The sequence below is a fragment of the Streptomyces sp. NPDC110618 genome, assembly GCF_055657065.1.
Genome location: NZ_JBVKBN010000006.1, coordinates 152,452 through 178,289, shown reverse-complemented (window position 1 = coordinate 178,289; position 25,838 = coordinate 152,452). Strand labels below are relative to the sequence as shown.

Here is a 25,838-nt window from a genome sequence, read left to right as displayed (position 1 = left end):
TGGGAGTGCCCCATGGAGTACGGCAGCATCGAGCGGGAGATCAATATCGCCGCCGCCCCGGAAGTGGTCTACGAGGTCGTCAGCCGGCCCGAGCACATCCGGCAGTGGTGGCCGGACGAGGCGGACCTCGCTCCGGTGCCCGGCGCCACCGGGGCCATCACCTTCGGCGACAAGTCCGGCCCGGAGGCCAAGGTCGTCCCCGTCACGGTCGTCGAGGCCGACCCGCCCCGCCGCTTCTCCTTCCGGTGGGTCTACGACGACGGCCGGGCGGCGGCGCCGGACAACTCCCTCCTCGTGACCTTCGAGCTGATCCCCTCCGGCACCGGCACGCTGCTGCGCTTCAGCGAGACCGGCTTCCGGGAGAAGGGCTGGGAGGCCGCCGTACTTGAGGAGCAGTACCGCGACCACGTCACCGGCTGGGACTACTTCCTGCCCCGGCTCGTCGCGTACGTGGCCCGGGTGGTGTCGACGCGATGAGCGTCACCGTCGACGACGAACTCTGGTCCGCGGTCGGGGACCCCACGCGGCGGCGGATGCTGGACGTACTGCTGGCCGACGGCGGCGGCACGCCGACCAGTCTGAGCGGGCAGCTCCCCGTCACCCGGCAGGCCGTCACCAAGCACCTCGGAGTGCTCCACCGGGTCGGCCTGGTGCACGTCACACCGGCCGGGCGTGAGCGCCGCTACGAGGTCGACGAGGCGCAACTCGCCCGAGCCGTCGCCCAGTTGTCGGCCGTCGGGGCGATGTGGGACGCCAGGTTGCAGCGCATCAAGCGGATCGCTGAGGCGATCCAGCGGGAGCGCGAGGAATGACACCGCACACACGAGTGGAAATGAGGCAGTGAGATGGTTGACATCCTGCACCGGGTCGGCGCGCTGGCGTCGCCCGAGAAGGTCTACGACGCCCTGACGACCGTCGACGGGCTCGCGGGCTGGTGGACCGAGGACACCGACGGCGACAGCGACGTCGGGGGAGTGATCCGGTTCCGCTTCCTGCCCGGCGGCTTCGACATGAAGGTGCTGGAGGCCAAGCCGGCCGAACTCGTGCTCTGGGAAGTCGTCGACGGACCCGAGGAGTGGATCGGGACGCGGGTGCGTTTCGAACTGAAACGGCAGGATGACTTCACGATCGTGCTGTTCCGGCACGAAGGCTGGAAGGAGCAGGTGGAATTCATGTACCACTGCTCCACCAAGTGGGCCGTCTATCTGATGAGCCTGAAGAAACTGGCCGAGACCGGCAAGGGCGACCCCTCTCCGCGAGACGTGCGGATCAGCGACTGGCACTAGTGATGAGCGGACCGGCCGGGCCCTCAGGACGCGGCCGTGTCCCGCGCGACCGTCCTCGGCAGGGCGGCGGAGATCTCCGACATGATCGCCGGAGCGGTGGTGTGGAGGAAGAAGTGGCCGCCGGTGAGCATGCGCAGCCGGGAGCCCGCGCTGGTCTGGCGCCGCCAGCCGGGCAGCCGGGCCGGAGTGACGAGGGTGTCCGCGGTGCCGCCCAACACCGTCAGGGGTACCGGTAGCGGAGGCTCCTCCTGGTACTCGTAGCTCTCCAGGACGGAGAAGTCGGCGCGCAGCACGGGCAGGACCAGATCCATCAACTCGGGGTCGTCCAGGACCTCCTGAGGGGTTCCGCCCAGCTCGCGCAGGCGCTCCCGGACGCGTTCGTCCGGCGCGCCCTCCAGGGGCGGGAACTCCTGGGGCGCGTCGGGCGCGGAGCGGCCGGAGACGAACAGATGGGCGGGGAGCGGGCGTCCGCGGCGGCGCAGGGTCCTGGTCAGTTCGAAGGCCAGCAGACCGCCCATGCTGTGCCCGAAGATCGCGTACGGCCGTCCCAGATACGGTTCGACCGCGCCCGCCAGCCCGTCCACCAGCGGCCGGAGTCTGCTGACCGGCGGCTCGCTGAAGCGGCTGCCCCGGCCGGGCAGTTCCAGCGGGCAGACCTGGATGTGCGGGGGCGCGAGCGCGTGCCACTCGCGGTACGCCGCGGCCGCGCCGCCCGCGTAAGGGAGGCAGAACAGCCGGAATGAGGCTTGCTCTCGGGGCGTCCAGCGGCCGAACCACGGGTTGTTCACGGCGGGTTGCTCCTTCGGCGGGGGTGGTCCGGGCGCGTGGCGGTCAGTTCTCGCGCAGGCTCAGGGCGCGGGACGGGCAGCGGCCCACGGCGCCCCGGACCGCGGTGACGCGGGCGGCCGGCGGTTCGGGACTGAGCACCACCACGGTGCCGTCGGCTTCGGACTGGTCGAACAGATCGGGTGCGGTCAGCGCACACATGCCCGAGCCGATACAGACCTCGGGATCGGCCTCGATACGCATGCTCGTCCTCGCTCCAGACGGAAAGGGCCGCAAAGTTACCGGGGGTTACGAACCGGGGTACGTACGCGGAATCCTCCGTGCACGCGCCATGTCGTTCAAGGGCTCAAAATGCTGGACGTGTGCTGACCCCACATTCCAGGAATGGGTTCCGTGCAGTCAAGGGTCGCTCGCATGTCCACGCCGCGGCCCGGGAAGAGGGGCGTGCGGGTGAACCGACCGCAATTATTCGGCCACTTGTGGGTGATGTCTCGGCAACCTCGGTGGGACGTCGGGTGCTTGAGAGTGCTCAGTGAGTTGGACGCGCGTAGATACCGAATTCTTTACCTCCGCTGTGAGCCTTGACACCCACCTCCGGAGCGACCGATATTAGGCCGTCAAATTCTGTTGGACCCCCCATGCGCCCCGGAACCCGCCGGAGTTCCGGCGGGACGCACCACACGTACCCCGTCCAGTGCAGAGCTATGGAGGGAGCGCCGCGTGTCCGACTCACGGCCGGACGGCAAGCCGAAGTCGCCCATCGACGAGAATCACCTCACTCAACCCACCCAGTGGATCCCCGTCGACTCGTTGGCGGCGGCCGACTCTCCTCGGCTCGCGGGAGAGATCGAGGAACACGCCAGGTCGCTGGCCGAGTCTGGGGCCGCGCTGCCGCCCATCGTCGTCCACCGGCCCACCATGCGCGTCGTGGACGGCATGCACCGGCTGCGCGCGGCCGAGCTGCGCGGCGACCGCCTCATCGAGGCCCGGTTCGTCGAGGGCAGTGTCGAGGACGCCTTCGTCCTCGCCGTGAAGCTCAACGCCGAGCACGGGATGCCGCTGTCCCGGCAGGACCGCACGGCGGCCGCCGTACGCATCATGCGCAGCCACCCCGCCTGGTCCGACCGGCGCATCGCCGCCGTGACCGGGCTGTCGCCCGGCGCGGTGGGATCCCTGCGCGCCAACGCCCAGGACACCCCTCAACTCACCCTGCGCATCGGCAGGGACGGCCGGAAACGCCCTGTTGACGCGACCGCCGGACGGCTCGCCGCCAGCAGGGTCATCGCGGAGTTCCCGGACGCCTCCCTGCGTGAGATCGCCAGCAGAGCGGGCATCGCGGTGGCCACCGCACGCGACGTAAGACGCCGTATCCGGCTGGGAGAGGACCCGGTGGCACCCAAGTTCCGTCCCACCGCGCTGCATTCGCCCGCCCTGGGCGCACCCGCCCGCGAGGAGCTGCCCGCGGACCGGCCGGAGGCCGCCGAACCGGCCGCTCCGCAGCCGGTGTGGGAGGGCGTGCTGTCCAGCATGCGCCGCGACCCCTCGCTCAGGATGTCCGAGATCGGCCGCACCCTGCTCCAACTGCTGCGCGCCCACCTGCTCACCACGGAGCAGCGCCAGGACCTCATCGCCGGCATCCCCGCCCACCGCGCCGCGGACGTGGCGCAGATGGCCCGGGTGTGCGCCTCGCGGTGGCTGGAGTTCGCCATCGACATCGAGTGCAGGGGAACGGCCGCCGAGGGCGGGACGGAGGAGCGGAACGTGCGTCAGCTCTCCTCCGGCGCCTGAGCGCTCCTCAAGGGAACCTATAGATCACCCCCTCGCGCCCCGCCTGGGTCCCGGGATCCCGTCCCGGCACCCAGGCGGGGCGCGGTGCGTCCACGCACGGCCGCCTGCATATTCGGATTCCCTTCGGTCGTCGGAGCACGGCTTCGGTCACGTTCGGTACGGGGAAATTCCATTCATGCTGCACTCCACCGGCGCTTGAGTCCAGGGGTACTCACACAATCCCGCACCGGGGTGTTCAACTGTCCGATCCGGTCAGTTGAACACCGCCGAATTCCGTCCGGCTTCCGGTGCTGCGGGCGTTGCTTGACGCGTCGCGCGGGCTCCTGGATGCTGACTGCCGAACGGGGAAATTCATCACGAAATTAGTTACTGCCCCGGCGCCTTTTCATTCGTTGACCGCCGACCTGCCGCGCCCGGACCCATGAGGTCCGGGAAACTCCGTGCGCATGACGGATTCCCGCGGCGTCCCGCGACGGCTTTTCGAGCTGCCCAACGTGAGAGGAACGTCCGATGCCGGGCCGTGATTCCGAATCCCTTGTCGACCATTTCCGGCTGACCTTCGCGGAGCATCCGCGGCACCGGACCTTCCGCTTCCTCGTGGACGGCGAGGGCGAGCCGCACACCCTCACCGACGCCGAGGTCGACCTGCGGGCACGCGCCATCGCCGCGACGCTCCGCGAGCGGTGGGGCGCGGGCGAACGGGCCCTGATCCTCTGCCCGTCGGGCCTGGACTACATGGTCTCGTTCTTCGCCTGCCTCTACGCCGGCGTCATCGCGGTTCCCGCCTACCCGCCGGACCCCGCCTTCCTCAAACGGACCCTGCCGCGCCTTCTTGCCGTCATCGAGGACGCCGAGCCGGTCGTGATCCTCGCCCCCGCGAAGACCGTCGCCCTCGCCGACACCTTCGCCGAACACGCCCCGGCACTGCGGAACATCGCCTGGCTCGCCGTCGACGAGGTGGACACCGGCGCCGCCGGCGGATGGCGGCACCCGGGCACCCGCCGCGAGGACATCGCCTTCCTGCAGTACACCTCCGGCTCCACCAGCCGCCCCAAGGGCGTGATGGTCGGCCACGGCAATCTGCTGCACAACATCGACGCCCTCTTCGACCGGCTCTTCGACCACGACGCCACCGGCCAGCACGTCGTCAGCTGGCTGCCGCCCTTCCACGACATGGGCCTGATCTTCAGCCTGCTGACCCCCGCCTACGCGGGCTTCCCGGTCACCTTCATGGCCCCGTACTCCTTCCTCAAGCGCCCCTACCGCTGGCTGAAGGCCATCTCCGACACCGGCGCCACCGCGAGCGCCGCGCCCAACTTCGCCTACGACCTCGCCGTCGCCAAGGTGACCGAGCAGGAGCGCGGCACGCTGGACCTGAGCCGCTGGCGGGCGGCGGCCAACGGCGCCGAACCGGTGCGCCGGGAGACCATGGAGCGCTTCTCCGCCGCCTTCGCCGACTGCGGCTTCCGCCCCACCGCCCACCTGCCCTCCTACGGGCTTGCGGAGGGCACCCTGATGGTCTCCACCGGCGATGTGCGCGCCGACGCCCTGTGGCGGGACCTGACCCCGGACGCCCTGGAGGCAGGCCGCGCCGAGATCGCCGCGCCGGACGGACCGGCCCGCACGGTCGTCGGCTGCGGCACCTCCGTCGCCGACCAGCGGGTCGTCATCGTGGACCCCCGCACCCGCACCGCACTGCCCGAGGGACGGGTCGGTGAGATCTGGGTGGCCGGTCCCAGCGTCGCCCACGGCTACTGGCGCCGCACCGAGGAGACCGAGGACATCTTCCGCGCCCGTCTGGCCGGCACCGGCGAGGGCCCCTTCCTGCGCACCGGCGACGTCGGCTTCACCGACGGCCCGGAGATCTACGTCACCGGCCGGGCCAAGGACGTGATCATCATCGCGGGCCGCAACCACTACCCGCAGGACATCGAACGCACCGTGGAGTCGGTGGACCGCGGACTGCGGCAGGGCTGCGGAGTGGCCGGCTCCCGCGACCTCGACGGCGAGGAACGGCTGATCGTCGTCCAGGAGTACCGCGGCAGCAAGGACCCCGCCGAACACCGGCGGATCATCGCCGCGATCCGCGAGGAACTCGCCCGCGAACACGGCCTCCAGGCCTACGCCGTCACCCTCGTACGGGCGGGCACCGTGCCGAAGACCACCAGCGGCAAACTCCAGCGCGGCGCCTGCCTCGACGCCTTCCTGCGCGGCGAGCTGAGGGAGATCGCCGCATGGCGGCAGGACCGGGACGGGGCCCTGCCCACCGGCGGGCAGGAGTTCTCGACCGCGAGTGCCCCCGAGATCGAGCGGTGGCTGAGGGAGGCTCTGGCGGAGGCGACCGGCAGCCGACCGGAAGCCGTCGACCCGACGCTGCCGCTCGCCGCGTACGGCCTGCAGTCGGTGCAGATGGTCACCCTGGCCGGAGACCTCGAACGGCGCCTGGGGCGGCCGGTGGAGGCGACGGTGGTGTGGGAACACCCCACCGTGGAGAGGCTCGCCGCGCATCTGGCGGGTGGGGAGCCGGGGGCCGCCTCCGCGCCGGGGACACCCGTCCGGCGGGCCGCAACTCCTGTGCCGGGGACGCCCGTCCAGCAGCCCGCACGTCGTGCGTCGGTGACCCCCCTCCAAGAGGCCGCCACACCCGCACCGGTGACGCCCGCCGAGGCCGACCCCATCGCCGTCGTCGGCATCGGCTGCCGCTTCCCGGGCGGCGCCGACAACCCCGACGACTTCTGGCAGTTGCTCCGCGAAGGACGCGACGCGATCACCGAGGTCCCCGCCGACCGCTGGAACGCCGACGACTTCACCTCCGACGACCCGAGGACACCCGGCCGCACCAACAGCCGCTGGGGCGGATTCCTCGACGGCGTCGACCGGTTCGACCCGGGCTTCTTCGGCATCGCCCGCCAGGAAGCCGTACGCATGGACCCGCAGCAGCGGCTGCTCGCCGAGGTCGCCCACGAGGCGCTGGAGGACGCGGGACTGCCAGCCGACCGGCTGGCCGGGGCACGCGCCGGGGTCTTCGTCGGGATCTCCACCTTCGACTACGCCATGCGCCAACTGCGCGACCTGGACGCCATCGACGCCTGGACCGGCACCGGCAGCGCGCTCAGCATCGCCGCGAACCGCCTGTCCTACCTGCTCGACCTGCGCGGCCCCAGCATCGCCGTGGACACCGCCTGCTCCAGCTCTCTCGTTGCCGTCCTCCAGGCCGCCGCGAGCCTGGAGCGAGGGGACTGCGAGCTGGCGCTCGCCGGCGGGGTGAACCTGGTGCTGTCCCCGGCGCAGGCCATCAACTTCAGCAAGGCGGGCGCGATGTCCGCCGACGGCCGCTGCAAGCCCTTCGACGCCGCCGCCGACGGCTACGTCCGTTCCGAGGGCGCCGGGATCGTCGTACTCAAGCCGCTCAGCCGGGCGTTGGCGGACGGCGACCGGGTCTACGCGGTGATCCGCGGCGGCGCGGTCAACTCCGACGGGGCCAGCAACGGTTTGATGGCGCCGAACCCGCAGGCACAGGAGGCGGTGTTGCGGGACGCGTACGCACGGGCCGGGGTGAGTCCGGCGGACGTGCGCTACGTCGAGGCGCACGGCACCGGCACCAGCCTCGGCGACCCGATCGAGGCCAAGGCGCTCGGCGCCGTGCTCGGCGAGGGGCGGGACCCAGGGCGGCCGTGCCTGATCGGCTCGGTGAAGTCCAACCTCGGGCACATGGAGTCGGCGGCCGGGATCGGCGGACTGATCAAGACCGCCCTCGTACTGCACCACCGGGCCGTACCGCCCACCGTCCACTACCGGTCGCCCAACCCGCACATCCCCTTCGACAAGCTGCCGTTGCGGGTCGCGGACACCCTGCGGCCCTGGCCCGACGACGACGCCCCCGCGGTGGCGGGCGTCAGCTCCTTCGGGTTCGGCGGCACCAACGCCCACGTGGTACTGGAGGCCGCCCCGCCGGCCGACCCCCGGCCCGTGCCCGAGGGAGCGGTGCTGCTGCCCGTCTCGGCCCGCACCGAACAGGCGCTGCGCGACCTCGCCGCCCGCTACGAGGCCCACCTCGCCGACACCGATCTCGCCCCCGGGGCCCTCGCCGCGGCGGCGGCGCTGCGCCGCACCCATCACGAGCACAGGCTGACCTGCACCGGCACCACCCTGGACGAACTCCGCGCCGCCCTGGCCGCGTTCATCCGCGGCGAGCAGGCCCCCGGCCTCACGGCGGGCGTCCGGCGCGTCGGACGCCGCCCCAAGCCCGTGTTCGTCTGCGCCGGACAGGGTCCGCGCTGGTGGCCCGTGGCCACCGACCTGCTCGCGGAGGAGCCCGTCTTCCGGGCCGCCGTCGAACGCGCCGACGCGCTGCTGCGCCGCCACACCGACTTCTCCCTGCTGGAACAGCTCACCGCCGACCAGGATCACTCCCGGCTGGCGGACACCGCCGTCGGACAGCCCGCCCTCGTCGCCGTCCAGATCGCGCTGGCCGCGCTGTGGCGGTCCTGGGGCGTGGAACCCGCAGCGGTGGTCGGGCACAGCGTCGGCGAGATCAGCGCCGCCCACATATCGGGCGCGCTGTCCCTGGAGGACGCCCTCCTCGTCGCGCTGCACCGGGGCACCGTGCTGCACTCGGCCGCGGGCCGGGGCCGTATGGCCGTCGTGGGACTGCCCTCCGACGACGCGCGCCGCATGCTCGCCGAGCGCAGGCCGGGCCAGGTGTGGGTGGCGGCGGCCAACAGCCCCCACGCCACCGTCCTGTCCGGCGAGGCCGCCGCCCTGACGGAGCTGGCCCGCACCCTGGAGGGGGAGGGCGTGTACTGCCGCCTCCTGGAGTCCGTCGACTTCGCCTCGCACTGCCCGCTGATGGAACCCGTCGCGAGCGAGTTGTGGCGGCTGCTGTCCGGACTGACCCCGCGCGCCGCCGCCGTACCCATGCACTCCACGGTCACCGGAGAGCCGGTGGCCGGTGAGTCCCTGGACGCCGAGTACTGGGCCTCGAACCTCACCCGCCCCGTCCTCTTCGACCAGGTGATCACCGCGCTCGCCGAGTCCGGGCACAACACGTTCATCGAGCTCTCCCCGCACCCGATGCTCATCGACGCCCTGACGGAACGCCTCACCTCCGGAGACTCCAGCGACTCCAGCGGCTCGTACGACTCGTACGACGACACCGTCGCCGTGCCCTCGCTGCGCCGCGACGAACCGGGCCGCCCCGCCTTGCTGACCGGCCTCGGGCGCTTGTACAGCTCCGGCTTCCCGGTGGACTGGCGGCGGCTGTACGGCACACCCGGCCCCGTGACACCGCTGCCGACGTACCCGTGGCAGCGCACCCGGTGCTGGTTCGGCGACGACAGGGCCGTACGCCGCCCGGCCGGGGACGGCCACCCCGTCCTGCGCTCCCCGGTGCGCTCGGCTCTCGCCCCGCACGCCGACCACTGGTCCGCGCCCGTGGACCTGGAGGGCTTCCGGTACCTGGCGGACCACAAGGTCGCCGGGGCAGCGGTGCTCCCCGCCGCCCTGGTCCTGGACGCGGCGCTCGCCGCGGCCCGCACCCGGTTCGGACCGAACGCCACCGTCACCGACCTGCACCTGACCCGGCTGACGGCACTGCCCGAGCGCTGCGACGGCGACACCGTGCAACTGGTCCTGCTGCCCGGGACCGGCTCGCTGCGCCTGTTCACGCGGGCGGAACTGGACGACGACTGGGTGGAGGCGGCGCGGGGTTCCTGCCGCCGTGGGGCGGGGCGTCCCGCCGCCGGTCCGCTGCCCGAGGCGCGGGCGCGGTGCGCCGACGCCGTCGACGCGGGCGACCACTACGCCGCGATGCGGCGGGCGGGACTGTCCTACGGTCCGGCGTTCCAGGGTGCCGCCGAGCTGTGGCGCGGGGCGGGGGAGGCGCTCGCCCGGTTGCGCGACCGGGCGGAGCTGACCGATGACTCTGCTGCCCACCTGATCCATCCCGCCGTTCTGGACAGCGCCCTGCAGACCCTGGGCGCCGCCCTCGGCGACTCCCTGGGGGAGGCCACGTATCTGCCGGTGCGGGTGGGGGCGTTCACCCTCTTCGCCGAGCGGGCGTTCCCGCGCTGGGCCCACGCCTCGGTCAGCGCGCCGGACGCGGACGCCGAGGAGATCACGGGCGCCGAGGTCGTGCTCTACGACGACTCCGGTGCCGTGGTCGGGGAACTGACCGGCGTCGCGCTGCGCCGCGTGCAGGGGAGTGGCGCCACCGAGCCGGCCGGGCGGGACGTGTACCGCGTCGCGTGGGAGGAGACCGAGGCCGAAGCCGTCGGGGACCGGTCCCCGGGGCGCTGGCTGGTGCTCGCCGACCGGGACGGGGTCGGCGGCGGCGTCGCGGCGGCACTCACCGCACGCGGGGGTATCTGTGTGACGGTCCGCGAGGACGCCCTTGGCGCCCTGCGCGCCGAACTCCCGAACGGCCTCGACGGGATCCTCGACGCCCGCGCCCTGGACCTCGTCCTCGCCGAGGACGCCACGCCCGAGCAGCTCCTCGCCGCCCAGGACGCCGCCTGCCTGCCCGTACTCGACCTCGTGCGGCTCCTCGCCGAGCGGGAGGCCGCGCCCCGCCTGACCCTGCTCACGCGCGGCGCCCAGCAGGCCGCCGACGAGCAGCGGACCGCGGTCGCCCAGGCGCCGCTGTGGGGCCTGGCCCGGGTCATCACGCTGGAGCACGGCGAACTGCGCGCGCTCATCGTCGACCTCGACCCGGACGGCGGGGACGACGAGGCCGAGCGGGTCGTGGACGAACTGCTGCGCGCCGGCGACGACGACCAGGTCGCCCTGCGCGCCGGAACCCGCCGCACCCCGGCCCTGCGGCCCTGGACGGACAGCGGGGCCGAGACGCGGGCACCCCGGTGGCCCTTCGACCCCGACCGCGACGGCAACCACCGGATCCTCGCCGCGCGTCCGGGCATGCTGTCGAGTCTGCGCTGCACCCAGTGGCACCGCGGCGAGCCGGGACCCGGCGAGGTGGAGATCGAAGTGGCCGCCGCCGGGCTGAACTTCAGCGACGTGCTCAAGGCCATGAACACCTACCCGGGAGCCGAGGGACGGGTGCCGCTGGGCGCCGAGTGCGCGGGCCGGATCAGCGCCGTCGGTGAAGGCGTCACCCACGTCCGGGTCGGGGATCAGGTGCTGGCCGTCGGCGGGAACGCCCTGGCCGCCTACGTCACCGTCAGCGGCGCGCTGGTCGCCCCGCTGCCGCGCGGGCTGACCTTCGACCAGGGCGCCGCCGTGCCCATCGCCTTCCTCACCGCCGCGCACGGTCTGGAGCGCCTGGCCCGGCTCCGCGAGGGCGAGAAGCTGCTGATCCACTCCGCGACCGGCGGTGTCGGTCTCGCCGCCCTCCAGGTCGCCCGGCGCCGGGGTGCCGAGGTGTTCGCCACCGCGGGCAGCGAGGAGAAGCGGCAACTGCTGCGCTCGCTCGGCGTGGAGCACGTGATGGACTCCCGCTCGCTGGACTTCGCCGACGAGGTCATGCGGGTCACCGGCGGACGCGGTGTGGACGTGGTCCTCAACTCGACCACGGGCGAGGCCCTGGTGCGCAGCATGGAACTGCTCGCTCCCGGCGGCCGGTTCGTGGAGATCGGCAAGCGGGACATCCACGGCGGCAGCCCCATCGGGCTGGACCTGTTCAAGGACAACCGGTCCTTCTTCGCCGTCGACCTGGAGCACAGCATCCGCGAACAGCACGGTCTGATCGCCGAGTTGCTGACCGAGGTCCAAGAGGGCTTCGAGCGCGGGGAGTTCAGCGCACTTCCGGTGACGGTCCACTCGTACGGAGAGGCCCCGGCCGCGTTCGCCACCATGGCCAGGGCCCAGCACACCGGCAAACTGGTGCTGCGGCCCGAGGAGCGCCAACTCATCTCCCGGGCACCGGACTCGGCGCCCGTCCGGCCCGACGCGAGCTACCTGATCACCGGTGGTCTGGGCGCCCTCGGTATGGAGACCGCCCGCTATCTGGTGGCCCAGGGCGCCCGCCACCTGGTGCTGGCCGGACGCAGCGCCCCGTCGCCCGAGGCCGAGCGCGCCGTGGCCGCCCTGCGGGAGTCGGCGCGGGTGCACACCGTGCGGGCCGACCTCTCCCGAGCCGAGGAGGTGGCCGCCGTACTGGACCGTATCGACGCCACGATGCCGCCGCTCGCCGGGGTCGTCCACGCGGCCGGTGTCCTCGACGACGGGCTGCTCACCGGGCTCGACCGGGACCGGTTCCGGGCCGTCGCCGCGCCCAAGTCCGTCGCGGCCTGGCATCTGCACCGCGCCACCGCCGGACGCGACCTGGACTTCTTCGTCCTGTACTCCTCCGCCGCGGCCGTGCTCGGCTCGCCCGGCCAGGGCAACTACGCCGCCGCCAGCGCCTTCGTCGACGCCCTCGCCCACCACCGCAGGTCCCTGGGGCTGCCCGCGCTGAGCATCGACTGGGGCCCGTGGGCCGAGATCGGACTCGCGGCCCACCCGGAGCGCGGCGCCGCACTGGCCGCGCGCGGTGTGCAGAGCATCCGCCCCGCGGACGGCATCGCCACCCTCGACCTGCTGCTGCGCGGCACGGCGACCCAGCTGTGCGTCCTGCCGGTGGACCGCGACAAGCTCCGCGGCCACCTCGGCGGTGGCCTGCTGGGGACCCTGGTCCAGGAATCCGGCGGCGCCGAGGCGGCGCCACGGGGGCAGGACGACGTACGGCGCCGAATGCTCGCCGTCGAACCCGGGCGCCGGCGCCGGGCGGTGCTGACCGAGCACTGCCGCACCCTGGCCGCCCGGGTGGTGGGCGCCGAACCCGGCACGGTCGACACCAGCGCCCCCTTCACCGCCATGGGCTTCGACTCGCTGCTCGCCCTGGAGCTGCGCACGGGCCTGGAGACCTCGCTCGGGGTGTCCCTGCCCACCACCGTCACCTGGCGGTTCCCGGCCATCGACAAGCTCGTGCCCTATCTCGCCGAACGCATGGAGATCGAGCTGGAGCCGACCGCCGCGCCCGCCCCCGAAGTGCCGGAACCCGTCGTCGAGGACGACGGTCTGCCGGACCTCGACACCATGTCGGCCGCCGAGCTCGAAGCCCTGCTGCTGGCCAAGACGAACCAGATCGACGAAGGGGGTCAGCGATGACCGGACCGGGACAGGGCGGCACTTCGGCCGACACCCTCAAGCGGGCCTATCTGACCATGGAGCGGCTCCAGCGCCGCATCGAGGAGTACGAGCGCGCCCGCAGCGAGCCGATCGCCGTCGTCGGCGTCGGCTGCCGCTTCCCCGGCGGTGTCACCGACACCGAGACCTACTGGCAGCTGCTGGTCAACGGGGTCGACGCCATCCGGGACATCCCGGCCGAACGCTGGGACAACGCGGCCTTCTACGACGAGGAGCAGGGCAAGCCGGGGGTCATCAACACCCGCAGCGGCGGGTTCCTGGACCGCATCGACCGGTTCGACCACGACTTCTTCGGCATCTCGCGCCGCGAGGCCCTCGCCATGGACCCGCATCAGCGGCTGACGCTGGAGGTGGCCTGGGAGGCACTGGAGAACGCGGGGCAGGCGCCGACCGGGCTGGCCGGCAGCCGTACCGGCGTGTTCATGGGCGTGGCCAGCTCCGACCACGTCACCGCCCGGATCCGGGGCCCCGAGGATGTCACCGCCTACACCAGTTCCGGTGCCGCCCTCAGCTTCATCCCCGGCCGGATCGCCTACCTCCTGGACCTGCGCGGCCCCAACGTCGCCGTGGACACCGCCTGTTCGTCCTCGCTGGTCGCGGTGCACCAGGCGTGCCAGAGCCTGCGCGCCGGGGAGTGCGACGCGGCGCTGGCCGGGGGCGTCAACGTGGTGCTCTCCCCGGTGCTGCTGATCTCCCAGTCGCAGTTCGGGTCGGTGTCCCGGCAGGGCCGGGCGAAGTCCTTCTCCGACGACGCGGACGGCTATGTGCGCGGCGAGGGGTGCGGGATCGTCGTCCTCAAGCGGCTCTCCGACGCCGTGCGCGACGGCGACCGGGTGCTGGCGCTGGTCCGCGGGGGAGCGGTCAACCAGGACGGCCGCAGCTCCGGTATCACCGCGCCCAACGGCGCCGCCCAGCGCGAGGTGTACCGGGCCGCCCTCGCCACCAGTGGCGTCGAACCGCACCAGGTCGGCCTCATCGAGACACACGGCACCGGCACCCGGCTCGGCGACCCGATCGAGGCCGAGTCGCTGGCCGATGTGTACGGACGGCCCACCGGCAGCCCGGTGTACCTCGGCGCCGTGAAGACCAACTTCGGTCACCTGGAGGCCGCCGCGGGCGCCGCCGGACTGATCAAGGCCGCGCTCTGCCTGGCTCATGGCGAGATCCCGCCCAACCTGCACTTCACCCGCCTGAACGCGAACATCTCCTTCGAGGGAACGACGTTCACCGTGCCCACACGGGTCACCCCCTGGCCCGAGCCGGAGGGCGGACGGCGCCTCGCGGCCGTGAGCAGCTTCGGCCTCAGCGGCACCAACGCCCATCTGATCCTCCAGCAGGCCGACCCGGCTCCCGCGACCGTTCCCGACGAGCGCCGCCCCGCCTCGGTCCTGCCGCTGTCCGCCCGCACCGAGACCGCCCTGGAGGAGCTGGCCCGCCGCCACCGTGACCGGCTCCGCGCACCGGACGACACCCCGCTCGCCGACCTGTGCCACTCCGCGGGCACCGGCCGCGCGCACTTCCGGCACCGGCTCGCCGCGGTCGGCGCGAGCCGCGAGGAGGTCGCCGGACGGCTCGACGCCTTCCTGCGCGGCGACCGCGACCCGGGCCTGGTGCAGGACGAGGCCGAGGACACCGACGTCGCCTTCCTCTTCACCGGCCAGGGCGCCCAGCGCCCCGGCATGACGGCCCGCCTCTACGAGACCCAGCCCACCTTCCGGCGGACGCTCGACACCTGTGACGAGATCCTCCGCCCGCTGCTGCAACGGCCGTTGCTGTCCGTGCTGTTCCCGGCCGACCCGGCGGACAAGCAGATCAACGACACGGCCTACGCCCAACCCGCCACGTTCGCCGTCGAGTACGCGATGGCCCAGCTGTGGCGGTCCTGGGGCGTGGAACCCGCCGCTGTCCTCGGGCACAGCTTCGGTGAGTGCGTGGCCGCCTGCGTGGCGGGCGCCATGTCGCTGGAGGACGGACTGGCGTTCACCGTCGAACGGGCCCGCATCATCGAGCAGTTCTGCAAGCCCGGCACCATGGCGGCGGTGTTCGCGCCCGAGGCCGAGGTCGCGGAGCGGATCGCCGACGACCTCGACCGCATCTCCGTCGCCGCTGTCAACGGCCCCGCGAACACCACCATTTCCGGGGAGCGGGACCTGGTCGAGGAGATCTGCGCCGAGTTCACCGCCCGCGGCATCACCACCAAGTCCCTGCACATCGCCTCCGCGGGCCACTCCCCGCTCATGGACCCGGTCCTCGACCCCCTGCGCAAGGCCGCCCGGCGCATCACCTTCAAGGCCCCGGCCATCCCGCTGGTCTCCAACGTCACCGGCGAACTGTGGCCCTGGGACCAGGCGCCCGACGCCGAGCACTGGTGCCGGCACGTCCGGCGGACCGTCCGTTTCGCAGACGGCGTACGCACCCTGCACGACCTGGGATACCGGGCCTTCCTGGAGGTCGGCCCCGCGCCCACCCTGCTCGGACTGGTCAGCGACGCCCTGCCGCCCGACCACGACGACCTCCTGCTGCCCAGCCTGCGCCCCAGGACCGACGACTGGGAGGTGCTGCTCCCCACGGTCGCCGCGCTGTACGCGCGCGGCGCCACGGTCGACTGGGCCGGATTCGACCGCGACTACACCCGGGCCAGGACCGCACTGCCGACCTACCCCTTCGACCCCACCGACTGCTGGGAACCGCCCCGCCCCTGGCACCGCACCGAGACCCCCGCCGTCGCCGGGGCGGAGGAACCCCGGCAGGAGGCGGCCACGGCGGCCCCCGCCCGGCGCCGCGGCAGGCGCCGCAACAGCCCCGTCCCCACGGCCGAGGAACTGCTCGGTCTGCCCGAGGCCGAGCGGCTGCCCACGCTCACCGACCGGTTCCTGCACGCGGTCCAGCACGTACTCGGCTCCGCATCCGCCTCCACCGGTCTGGACGAGCCCCTCACCGGGCTCGGCCTGGACTCCCTGATGGCCGTGGAACTCCGCAACGACCTCCAGAACCAGCTCAATGTGACGCTCCAGATCACCGACTTCCTGGGCGGCGCCACCATCCGCTCGGTCGCGCGGACCGTACTCGAACGGCTGACGTCCGGTGAGGACGGCGGGCCCGCCGAGGAGACTCCGGGTGTGCGGCCTTCCCCGATCCGCCGCCGACGGCGGGCCGAGGACCGCGCCGCCGCCGACGTACTGGCGCAGCTCGGTGAGGAGAGTCCGTCCGGAGAGGACCGACCGTGACCGACGACCTCGACGCGCGGCTCGCCGCCCTCACCCCGGAGCAGCGGGCCCGGTTCGCCGAACTGATGGCCCGGCGCCAGGCCACCGAGGACACCTTCCCGCTGTCCGTCCTGCAGCGCGGCACCTGGTTCCTGGAGCAGCTCCGCCCGCACAACCCCGGCTACCTGGTGCCCGGCGCCGTCCGCGTCGACGGCCCGCTCGACGCCGAGGTCCTGCGGGCCGCCGTCACCGAGATCGTCCGCAGGCACGAGGCGCTGCGCACCACGTTCCGCGTCGACAACGGCACCCCGGTCCAGGTCGTGCACCCCGACCCGGTCGTCGACTTCGAGGAGACGGACCTGCGCGGCGACGCCTTCACCGCCGCCGATCAGCGGCGCCACCTCGAACGGGCCCTCACCGAACCCCTCGACATCGCCACCGGACCACTCCTGCGGGTACGGCTGCTGCGCACCGGCGACGAGGAGTGGGTGCTCGCGACCGCCATGCACCATCTGATCTCCGACCGCTGGTCCACGGCCGTCTTCCTGTCCGAACTCACCGACCTGTACGAGGCGTTCGCCGCCGGGCGCCCCTCCCCGCTGCCCGAACTGGAGATCCAGTACGGAGACTTCGCCGAATGGCAGCACCGCCGACTGGAGGACGGGGCCTGGGACAAGGACCTGGCGTACTGGCTGGACCACCTCGACGGCGCCCCGTCCGCCCTGGACCTGCCCACCGACCGGCCGCGCCCCGCCGTCCAGGGCTTCAACGGCAGCTTCGTCCCCGTCGAACTGCCCCCGGCCCTCATGCGCGAGCTGGGCGCCCTGGCCGGCCGGCACGGCGCCACCCCGTACATGGCGCTGCTCGCCGTCCTGCAGATCCTGCTGCACCGGCACACCGGCCAGGACGACCTCGTCGTCGCCGTGCCGGTCGCCCAGCGCGACCGCGCCGAAGTGGAGCCGCTCATCGGCTACTTCGTCAACACCCTGGCGATCAGGACCGACGTGGGCGGCAACCCGACCTTCACCACCGTGCTCGCCCGGGTCCGGGACGCCTGCCTGGGCGCCTACGCCCACCAGGAGGTGCCGTTCGAGCTGGTGGTGGCGGGCCGGAACCTGCCCCGCGACCTCAGCCGCCCGCCGCTGGCCCAGGTCAGCTTCAGCTACGGCCGCGAACCGGTACCGCCCCGCGCCCTCGGCGGCGCCCAGGTCACCAGGGTCCCGGTCAACAGCCAGGGCGCGCGCTTCGACCTGGAACTCCAGGCCTTCGACACCGACGGCGGTCTCACCGGCTGGTTCGAGTACGACCGGGACCTGTTCGACGAGGCCACCGTCGTACGCATCGCCGACCGCTTCCGCCGCCTGGTCGAGCGGGCCGCCGCCGCACCGGACACCCCGGTCGACGACTTCGACCTGCTCGACGACGCCGAACGGCACCTGGTGCTCACCGAGTGGAACGCCACCGCGCGGGACTGGGGGACGGCAGGCTGGGTCCACGCGTGCTTTGAGGAGCAGGTCCGCCGTCATCCGCAGGCGGTGGCCCTCCAGTACGACGGCCGGTCCGTCGGCTACGACACGCTCAACCGCCGCGCCAACCGACTCGCCCACCTCCTGCGCGAGCACGGGGTCGGTCCGAACGTCGTCGTCGGCGTGGCCGTGGAACGCTCCGTGGAGCTGGTGGTGTGCCTGCTGGCGGTGCTGAAGGCGGGCGGCGCCTACACGCCGCTCGACCTCGACCTTCCGCCGGCCCGACTCGCCGCCATCGCCGAGGACGCCCGGCCCCCGGTGGTCCTCACCCACGGCCCGGCCAAGGACCGGTTGCCCCCGCTCGACTGCCCGGTCCTCGACGTCGACGCCCTCTCCGCCGACCTGGCCGCACAGCCCGACCACGACCCGGGCGTGACCGTGGACGGTGAGGACCTGGCGTACGTCATTTTCACCTCCGGTTCCACCGGCCGCCCCAAGGGCGTCATGAACGTCCACGCCGCCCTGCGCAACCGCCTGCTGTGGATGCAGGACACCTACCGCCTGGACGCCTCCGACCGGGTGCTGCAGAAGACGCCGTTCTCCTTCGACGTGTCGGTGTGGGAGTTCTTCTGGCCGCTGATGACCGGCGCCACCCTCGTCGTCGCCCGGCCCGGCGGCCACCGCGACAGCGGCTACCTGGCCCGGACCATCGAGGACGAGGCCGTCACCACCGTGCACTTCGTGCCCTCGATGCTCCAGGTCTTCCTCACCGAGCCGGTGGAGAAGTGCACCAGCCTGCGCCGGGTCATCTGCAGCGGCGAGGAACTCACCCGCGACCTGCACGACCGCTTCCTCGCCCGTTCGCGGGCCGAACTCCACAACCTGTACGGTCCCACCGAGGCCGCCATCGACGTCACGTCCTGGCACTGCCGCCCCGACGACACCGACCGGCGCCCGGTGCCCATCGGCCGCCCCATCGCCAACACCCGCCTCTACGTCCTGGACCGGCGCCTGCGCCCGGTGCCGATCGGCGTGCCCGGCGAACTCCACATCGGCGGCCGGGGCCTGGCCCGCGGCTACCTGGGCCGCCCCGACCTGACCGCCGAACGGTTCATCGACGACCCCTTCGCCCCCGGTGAACGCCTCTACCGCACCGGCGACTTGGTCCGGTACCGGGCCGACGGCGCACTGGAGTTCCTCGGCCGCCTGGACCACCAGATCAAACTGCGCGGGCTGCGCATCGAACTCGGCGAGATCGAAGCCGTGCTGACAACGCACGAGAAGGTCCGCGAGGCCGTGGTGGTCGCCCGCGAGCACGCACCCGGCGACACCCGCCTCGCCGCCTACGTCACCCCCGCCGGGGACAGCTCTCCGGAGGCCGCCGACCTGGCCGCCCACCTGCGGCTCCGCCTGCCGGAGTACATGGTCCCGGCGAGCTTCACCACGCTGGAGCGGCTGCCGCTCACCCCGAGCGGCAAGACCGACCGCAAGGCCCTCCCCGAGCCCTCGGGCGCCCGCCCCGACCTCCGGGCCCGTTTCGTGGCCCCGCGCGGCGAGCGCGAGCACGCCCTCGCCGAACTCTGGCGGGAACTGCTCGGCGTGGAACGCGTGGGCAGCCACGACAACTTCTTCGACCTCGGCGGGCACTCCCTGCTCCTGGCCGAGTTCCGCACGCTTCTCGCCGCCCGTCTCGGCCACGAGCTGACCATGGTCGAACTCTTCCAGCACCCCACCGTGGCCACGCTCGCCGAATACCTCGGCAGCGACCGCACCACAGGGGCCGTCGACGGCGCCCGTGAGCGCGCCGAGAACCGCCGTCAGTCCCGCGGCCGGCGCCGCCGCGCCGCCGAACGCCGGGCTCTCTCCCGCGAGGACAGGTGATCACGTGACAGAGCCGCAGCACGACCAGGACCGAGACCTGGAGCGGGTCGCCGTCATCGGCATGGCGGGCCGCTTCCCGGGCTCCCCGGACATCGACACCTTCTGGACCCACCTCACGCAGGGGCGGGAGGGCATCACCGCCTTCACCGACGACGAGTTGACCGAGGTGGACCCCGCACTGCTCAAGCGGGACGACTACGTCCGGGCCAAGGGGTTCCTCGCCGACTCCGACCTGTTCGACGCGGGCTTCTTCGGCTACAGCCCCCGCGAGGCGGAGATCATGGACCCGCAGCACCGGGTCTTCCTCGAATGCGCCTGGCACGCCCTGGAGTCCGCGGGCATCGACCCGCACCGCTACCAGGGGCGCATCGGCGTCTTCGCCGGGGCGGGCTTCAACTCGTACCTGGCGCTCAACCTCATGAACAACCAACAGGTCCTGGACGCGGCCGGCATGTACCAGGTCCTGCTCGGCGGCGACAAGGACTTCCTGGCCACCCGCACGGCGTACAAGCTCGGACTGAAGGGCCCCGGCATCACCGTCCAGACGGCCTGCTCGACCTCCCTGACCGCCGTCCACCTGGCCTGCCAGAGCCTGCTCAACGGGGAGTGCGACATCGCGCTCGCCGGCGGAGTCGCGGTGTCGGCGCCCCTGCGCGGCGGCTACCGGTACGAGCCCGGCGGCATCCTCTCGCCCGACGGGCACTGCCGCGCCTTCGCCGCCGACGCCTCCGGAACCGTCCCCGGCAACGGCGCCGGGGTCGTCGTCCTGCGCCGGCTCGCCGAGGCCCGGGAGAGCGGCGACCCGGTCGACGCCGTCATCCTCGCCGGGGCCGTCAACAACGACGGGTCCCTGAAGGCCGGTTACACCGCTCCGAGCGTCGACGGCCAGGCCGAGGTGATCGCCGAGGCGCTGGCGCTGGCCGACGTGGACCCGGCGAGCATCGGTTACGTCGAGACCCACGGCACCGGTACGCCGCTCGGGGACCCGATCGAGATCGCGGCCCTCACCCGGGCCTTCCGGGACGGCACCGACGAGCGAGGCTTCTGCGCGATCGGCTCGGTGAAGAGCAACGTCGGCCATCTGGACGCGGCGGCGGGTGTCACCGGTCTGATCAAGACAGTGCTGGCGCTGAAGCACGGGGCCATACCGCCGACGCTGCACTGCGCCGCCCCCAACCCCGAACTGGCGCTGGACGCCGGCCCGTTCTACGTCAACACCGAGCTGCGGCCCTGGCCGCGCGGGGAAGAACCGCGCCGTGCGGGCATCAGCTCCTTCGGGATCGGCGGCACCAACGTGCACCTGGTGCTGGAGGAGGCACCCGCGGAGACCCGGACGTCATCCGGCCGCCCAATACGGCTGCTCGCCCTCTCCGGGAAGACACCGCAGGCGCTCACCGACAACGCCCACCGCCTGGCCGACCACTTCGAACGGCACCCGGACACCGACCTCGACGACGCCGCCCACACCTTGGCGTGCCGTCGGCAGCACTTCGGGCACCGCGCCGCTGTGGTCTGCCACAGCACCAAGGACGCGGTGACGGCGCTGCGCGGCGTCGCCCCGGCGGCACCGGCGGCCGAACGGGCGCCGGTCGCCTTCCTGTTCCCGGGCCAGGGCGCCCAGTACGTGGGAATGGGCCGTGAACTGTACGAACGGGAACCGGTGTTCGCCGAGGAGTTCGACCGGTGCGCCGAGCTGTTCGCCCCGTATCCGGATCTGCGGGAGCTGGTGTTCGCCGCCGAAGGCGCGCCTGACCGGCTCACCCGCACCGAGTTCGCGCAGGCGGCCCTGTTCGCCGTCGAGTACGCCCTCGCCCGGCTGTGGATGTCCTGGGGTGTGACGCCGCGCGCCATGGCGGGGCACAGCATCGGAGAGTTCGTCGCGGCCACGGTCGCCGGGGTGTTCTCGCTGCCCGACGCGGTGCGCCTGGTGGCCGCCCGTGGGCGGCTGGTCCAGGCCAGGCCGGAAGGCGCCATGCTGTCGGTCTTCCTGCCCGAGACCGAGGTGTCCGGATGGCTGGGGGAGGGGCTGTCGGTCGCCGCCGTCAACTCCAGTGCGCTGACCGTCGTTTCCGGCAGCGCGCAGGCCATCGACGAGTTGGAGACGCGACTGCGGGCGGCCTCCGTCACCTGCCGCAGGCTCCACACCTCCCACGCCTTCCACTCGCCCGACATGACCGACGCCGTCGCGCCCTTCACGGAGGAAGTCCGCAGGGTCACGCTGAACGCCCCCCGCATCCCCTTCCTCTCCAACGTCACCGGCACCTGGATCACCGACGAACAGGCCACCGACCCCGAGTACTGGGGCACCCACCTGCGCCTGCCCGTCCGCTTCCGGGACGACCTCGACGTACTCCTCGCCGACCCCACCCTGGTGCCCTTGGAGGTCGGCCCCGGACACACCCTGGCCAACTTCGCCCGCAGCCACGCCTCTTGGACGACCGGACGAACGGTCGCGGGCTCACTCCCGCACCCCGGTGACCGTACCGACGACACCACCTACCTCCTGTCCCACCTCGGCACTCTCTGGAGCGCGGGGGCCGAGGTGGACTGGGCGGCGTTCCACGGCGCCGGGCAGCGGCGCGCGGTACGCCTGCCCGGGTACGCCTTCCAGCGGCAGCGGTACTGGGTGGAACCCGAGCCGGAGTCCAAGGCACCCCGGCGGGCGGCGCAGGCCACCGAGTGGTTCACCAGCCCCGGCTGGGTCCGCCTGCCCCACACGCCCGTGCCGCAGGACAGCGGGACACCTGCCGTCTGGGTACTGCTCGGGGCGGACCAGCCGCTCGGGCGGGCCCTGAACGACCGGTTGACCGCCGAGGGCGCGAGCGTCGTCCCCGTGACAGGGGAGCCCGCCGACCGCGACGCACTGACCGCGCTCCTGCGGTCCCCGGCCGTCGTGGACGCGGAGTCCCTGCGCCTCGTACACCTGTGGAGCACGGCCGACCGCGACGCCCGGCGATTCGGCTTCGACAGCCTGATCACGCTGGCCCAGGCCCTGGCCGACGTACGCCCCGCCGCCCCCGTGACGCTGGACGTCCTGTGCCGGGGCGTGTTCGCGGTCACCGGCGACGAGGAACTGCGCCCGGAGAACGCCACCGTGCTCGGCCCCTGCACCGTGATCCCGCAGGAGATCCCCGGCATCACCTGCCGCGCCCTGGATGTCACGGGCGCCGCCCCGGACGCGCTGCTGGGCGCGCTGCGCGCCGCTCCCCCCGACGAACCCGAACTCGCCCTGCGCGGACGGCACTGGTGGCGCCGCACCTTCGACCCGGTGACCGTCGAGGGCGCCGACGGCACCGGAGTGCGCGACGGCGGCGGCTACCTGATCACCGGCGGACTGGGCGGACTCGGCCTGGCGATCGCCGAGCACCTCGCCCGCAGCGCCGACCGGCCCGTGCTGGGCCTGCTCGGCCGCTCGGAGTTCCCCGCCGAGGAGACCTGGGACACCTGGCTCGCCGACCACGACGAACACGACCCGGTGAGCACCCGTATCCGCCGACTGCGCCACCTGAGGGACCTGGGTGCCGAGGTCGTCCTGCTGCGGGGTGATGTCACCGACGAGACGCGGACCGCCCAAGCAGCCCAGCGAGTACGGGACCTGGCAGGCGCCCTGCACGGTGTCGTGCACGCCGCCGGACGGCCCTCGCAGGGCATGATCCTCACCAAGACCCGCGCCGAGGCCGACGACGTCCTCGCCGCCAAGACGCGGGGCACCCTCGTCCTGGACCGCGTCTGCCGGGACGACCGGCTGGACTTCTTCCTGCTGTGCTCCTCCGTCACCGCCGTGCTCGGCGGGCCCGGACAGAGCGACTACGCCGCCGCCAACGCCTTCCTCGACGCCTACGCCCAGTGGAAACGCCAGGTGAGCGACGTGCCGGTCACCGCCGTCGGCTGGGACACCTGGCGCGGCACCGGGATGGCCGCGGACCTCGCCGGCCGGTTCGGCAGCGGCGGCACCCCCACCGGGCACCCCCTGCTGCAGCGCCTGGTGCACACCGGGCCGCGCGCACGGACGTACGCCACCACCCTCAGCACCGCCGACCACTGGATCGTCGACGACCACCGCATCATGGGCCACGGACTGGTCCCCGGCACGGCGTACCTGGAGCTCGTCCGCGCCGCTGTCGCCGAGCAGGCCGCGGGCCGGGTGATCGAGATCGCCGACGTCCAGTACCTCACCCCCGTCGTCGTGCCCGACGGACAGAGCCGCGAGGTCTTCACCACCGTCGAGGAGAGCGACGGCCGGTGGCGGTTCACGGTACGCAGCCGTGGCGAGAACGGCGCCTGGACCGACCATGCCCTGGGGACGGTGGACTTCGCCGATGCCGGGTCCGCCCCGGTGCGCGACCTGGACGCGCTGCGCGCCGGCTGCGGGGTCACCCACGTCCTGGACACTCAGGAGAAGATCACCGAGGGGCTGCGGCTCGACCGGTTCCGGAAGGGCGGCCCGATCGAGTTCTCCTTCGGCCCCCGCTGGGACTGCATGAGCAGGATCGAGGCCGGCCCGAAGGAACTGTTCGCCACGCTCCGGCTCGCCCCCGAGTACCCCGCCGACCTCGACGACTACGCGCTGCACCCCGCGCTGCTCGACGCCGTCGGCGGCACCGCCCGCGTCTACGCCACCGACACCTACTACCTGCCCTTCAGCTACCGCACCCTGCGTGTCCACCACGGCCTCACCCCGACCCTGCACTGCCACGCCCGCCTCAAGGAGGGCACCGACGCCACCGGTGAGACCATGACGTGCGACTTCGAGATCCTCGATCCGCAGGGCCGCCTCCTGGTCGAGATCATCGAGTTCACCATCAAGCGGATCAACGACCCGCAGGGCCTGCGCGAACAGATCCTCCGGGCCGTCGTGGAGCCGGGACCGGAACCCGACAGCGTGCTGAGCGTCCTCGGCGAGGGGATCAGCGAGCAGCAGGGCCAGGCCGCCTTCGCCCGGCTCCTCGCCGCCCCGGACCTGCCCGGCCACCTCCTGGTCAGCCACCGGGATCCCGCCGAGCTGCGCGCACTGGCCAGGTCGCTCACCCCCGAGCTGGTCGCCCGGGAGATGGAGCAGTTCGCCCCGCCCGGAGGCGTCCACCCGCGTCCCGACCTGGACACCCCTTACGTCGCGCCGCGCACCGAGCAGGAGGAGACCGTCGCCGCCGTCTGGTGCGACATCCTGGGACTCGATCGCGTCGGCGTCGACGACGACTTCTTCGCCCTCGGCGGGCACTCGCTGGCCGCCGTCCGCATCGGCGCCCGCGTCAAGGACCTGCTCGGCGCCGACCTGGACCTGCGGGCGTTCTTCGAGCGCCCGACCGTGGCGCACACCGTCACCCTGCTCGAAGCGGGACCAGCCGTCCCAGCCCCCGAGGACACCATCGAAGTCCTCGACCGCGACGCCCCCGCATCGCTCGACGACCTGTCCGACGACGAAGTGGAGGCCCAACTGCGGGCCCTCCTGGCCGCCGAGGGGGACCCGTCATGAGTGCCCCGGTCGCCCTGGTCACCGGTGCCTCCCGAGGCATCGGCCGCGCCGTCGCCGTACGACTGGCACAGGACGGATACGACATCGCCCTGTGCTACGCCGCCAGTGACGATGCCGCACGGGAGCTGGACAAGGAGATCACCGGGCTGGGCCGGCGCACCTGCGTCCGCCGCGTTGACGTCCGCGACCCGGACGCCGTGGACGCGCTCGTCGAGGACGCCGAGCAGACCCTCGGCCCGCTGGACGCAGTCGTCGCCTCGGCCGCCGTGCTGCGGGACACCCCGCTCACCGTGATGGAGGACGACGACTGGCACGAGGTGCTGCGCACCAACCTCGACGGCGTCTACCACGTGTGCCGTTCCGCGATCGAGGGCATGGTCCGGCGCCGCCGCGGCGCGATCGTCACCCTGTCCTCCGTCGCCGGACTGCACGGCAACGCCGGTCAGACCAACTACGCCGCCTCCAAGGCCGGGATCATCGGCTTCACCACCTCCCTCGCCCGCGAAGCGGGCCGCTACGGCATCCGGGCGAACGTCGTGGCGCCCGGCTTCATCGCCACCGATCCCGTGCTCGCCCTGCCCGAGCAGGCACGGGAGGAGTTCGCGAGGCGGATCGCGCTCGGCCGGTTCGGGCGCCCGGAGGAGGTCGCCGACCTCGTCTCCTTCCTGGTGTCCGACCGCGCCGCGTACATCACCGGCGCCACCTTCCGGATCGACGGCGGCATGGGCTGACCCCGGCGCCCGCACCCAGGGACCACCACGAGCCACCCGGCGCGGCGTCCGCCGCCGAGACCGACGAGCAGGAGAAC

11 protein-coding genes are annotated in these 25,838 nt (G+C 73.0%); 9 read left to right on the top strand and 2 right to left on the bottom strand.

Annotation, left to right across the window (positions count from 1 at the left end; genetic code table 11):
• The first annotated feature begins 12 nt into the window (after positions 1–12).
• Genes ACZ7L7_RS13970 through ACZ7L7_RS13960 form a run of 3 tightly spaced genes read left to right on the top strand, consistent with a single transcriptional unit; the run spans position 13 to position 1,286 of the window.
• Positions 13–477 carry an SRPBCC family protein gene (locus ACZ7L7_RS13970; RefSeq protein WP_285512548.1) on the top strand — a complete coding sequence of 155 codons (465 nt, stop codon included), beginning with the start codon at positions 13–15 and terminating at the stop codon, positions 475–477.
• Complete coding sequence (locus ACZ7L7_RS13965; RefSeq protein ID WP_093722478.1) at positions 474–812, top strand: ArsR/SmtB family transcription factor; 339 nt, start codon at positions 474–476, stop codon at positions 810–812. The genes ACZ7L7_RS13970 and ACZ7L7_RS13965 overlap by 4 nt, the downstream gene beginning before the upstream one ends.
• 33 nt (positions 813–845) lie before the next feature.
• Positions 846–1,286 (top strand): SRPBCC family protein, encoded by a 441-nt coding sequence (locus ACZ7L7_RS13960; RefSeq protein ID WP_285512547.1) that lies wholly within the window; start codon positions 846–848, stop codon positions 1,284–1,286.
• Between the two features lie 23 nt (positions 1,287–1,309).
• Here ACZ7L7_RS13960 and ACZ7L7_RS13955 read toward each other — a convergent pair whose 3' ends face one another.
• A complete protein-coding gene (locus ACZ7L7_RS13955) occupies positions 1,310–2,074 on the bottom strand; it encodes a thioesterase II family protein (protein ID WP_285512546.1) in 765 nt (254 codons plus the stop codon).
• Positions 2,075–2,117: 43 nt separating this feature from the next.
• Positions 2,118–2,315, bottom strand: coding sequence for a ferredoxin (locus tag ACZ7L7_RS13950; RefSeq protein ID WP_285512545.1), 198 nt, complete (start codon positions 2,313–2,315; stop codon positions 2,118–2,120).
• A 477-nt stretch (positions 2,316–2,792) separates the two neighbouring features.
• Between ACZ7L7_RS13950 and ACZ7L7_RS13945 the strand changes: the two genes are divergently transcribed.
• The 6 genes from ACZ7L7_RS13945 to fabG all read left to right on the top strand — a co-directional run bounded on the left by ACZ7L7_RS13945 (position 2,793) and on the right by fabG (position 25,761).
• Positions 2,793–3,860, top strand: a complete 1,068-nt coding sequence (locus ACZ7L7_RS13945; protein WP_285512544.1) for a ParB/RepB/Spo0J family partition protein — start codon at positions 2,793–2,795, stop codon at positions 3,858–3,860.
• A 510-nt stretch (positions 3,861–4,370) separates the two neighbouring features.
• The gene (locus tag ACZ7L7_RS13940; protein WP_472075904.1) at positions 4,371–12,965 is read left to right on the top strand and encodes an SDR family NAD(P)-dependent oxidoreductase; all 8,595 of its coding nucleotides are present in this window, start codon (positions 4,371–4,373) and stop codon (positions 12,963–12,965) included.
• A complete protein-coding gene (locus ACZ7L7_RS13935; protein ID WP_453607709.1) occupies positions 12,962–16,231 on the top strand; it encodes a type I polyketide synthase in 3,270 nt (1,089 codons plus the stop codon). The genes ACZ7L7_RS13940 and ACZ7L7_RS13935 overlap by 4 nt, the downstream gene beginning before the upstream one ends.
• Positions 16,228–19,557 carry an amino acid adenylation domain-containing protein gene (locus ACZ7L7_RS13930; RefSeq protein WP_472075902.1) on the top strand — a complete coding sequence of 1,110 codons (3,330 nt, stop codon included), beginning with the start codon at positions 16,228–16,230 and terminating at the stop codon, positions 19,555–19,557. Before ACZ7L7_RS13935 ends, ACZ7L7_RS13930 begins: the two co-directional genes overlap by 4 nt.
• A gap of 4 nt (positions 19,558–19,561) precedes the next feature.
• Positions 19,562–25,030, top strand: coding sequence for a type I polyketide synthase (locus ACZ7L7_RS13925; protein ID WP_472075900.1), 5,469 nt, complete (start codon positions 19,562–19,564; stop codon positions 25,028–25,030).
• Positions 25,027–25,761: a 3-oxoacyl-ACP reductase FabG gene (gene fabG / locus ACZ7L7_RS13920; RefSeq protein ID WP_285512539.1), complete on the top strand. Its 735-nt coding sequence runs from the start codon at positions 25,027–25,029 to the stop codon at positions 25,759–25,761. Before ACZ7L7_RS13925 ends, fabG begins: the two co-directional genes overlap by 4 nt.
• Positions 25,762–25,838 lie beyond the last annotated feature (77 nt).

Excerpts from the sequence above, each read along its gene's own strand:
- ACZ7L7_RS13970 (WP_285512548.1), top strand. The coding sequence starts at position 13 with ATGGAGTACGGCAGCATCGAGCGGGAGATCAATATCGCCGCCGCCCCG.
- ACZ7L7_RS13965 (WP_093722478.1), top strand. The coding sequence starts at position 474 with ATGAGCGTCACCGTCGACGACGAACTCTGGTCCGCGGTCGGGGACCCC.
- ACZ7L7_RS13935 (WP_453607709.1), top strand. The coding sequence starts at position 12,962 with ATGACCGGACCGGGACAGGGCGGCACTTCGGCCGACACCCTCAAGCGG.
- ACZ7L7_RS13960 (WP_285512547.1), top strand. The coding sequence starts at position 846 with ATGGTTGACATCCTGCACCGGGTCGGCGCGCTGGCGTCGCCCGAGAAG.
- ACZ7L7_RS13950 (WP_285512545.1), bottom strand. The coding sequence starts at position 2,315 with ATGCGTATCGAGGCCGATCCCGAGGTCTGTATCGGCTCGGGCATGTGT.
- ACZ7L7_RS13940 (WP_472075904.1), top strand. The coding sequence starts at position 4,371 with ATGCCGGGCCGTGATTCCGAATCCCTTGTCGACCATTTCCGGCTGACC.
- fabG (WP_285512539.1), top strand. The coding sequence starts at position 25,027 with ATGAGTGCCCCGGTCGCCCTGGTCACCGGTGCCTCCCGAGGCATCGGC.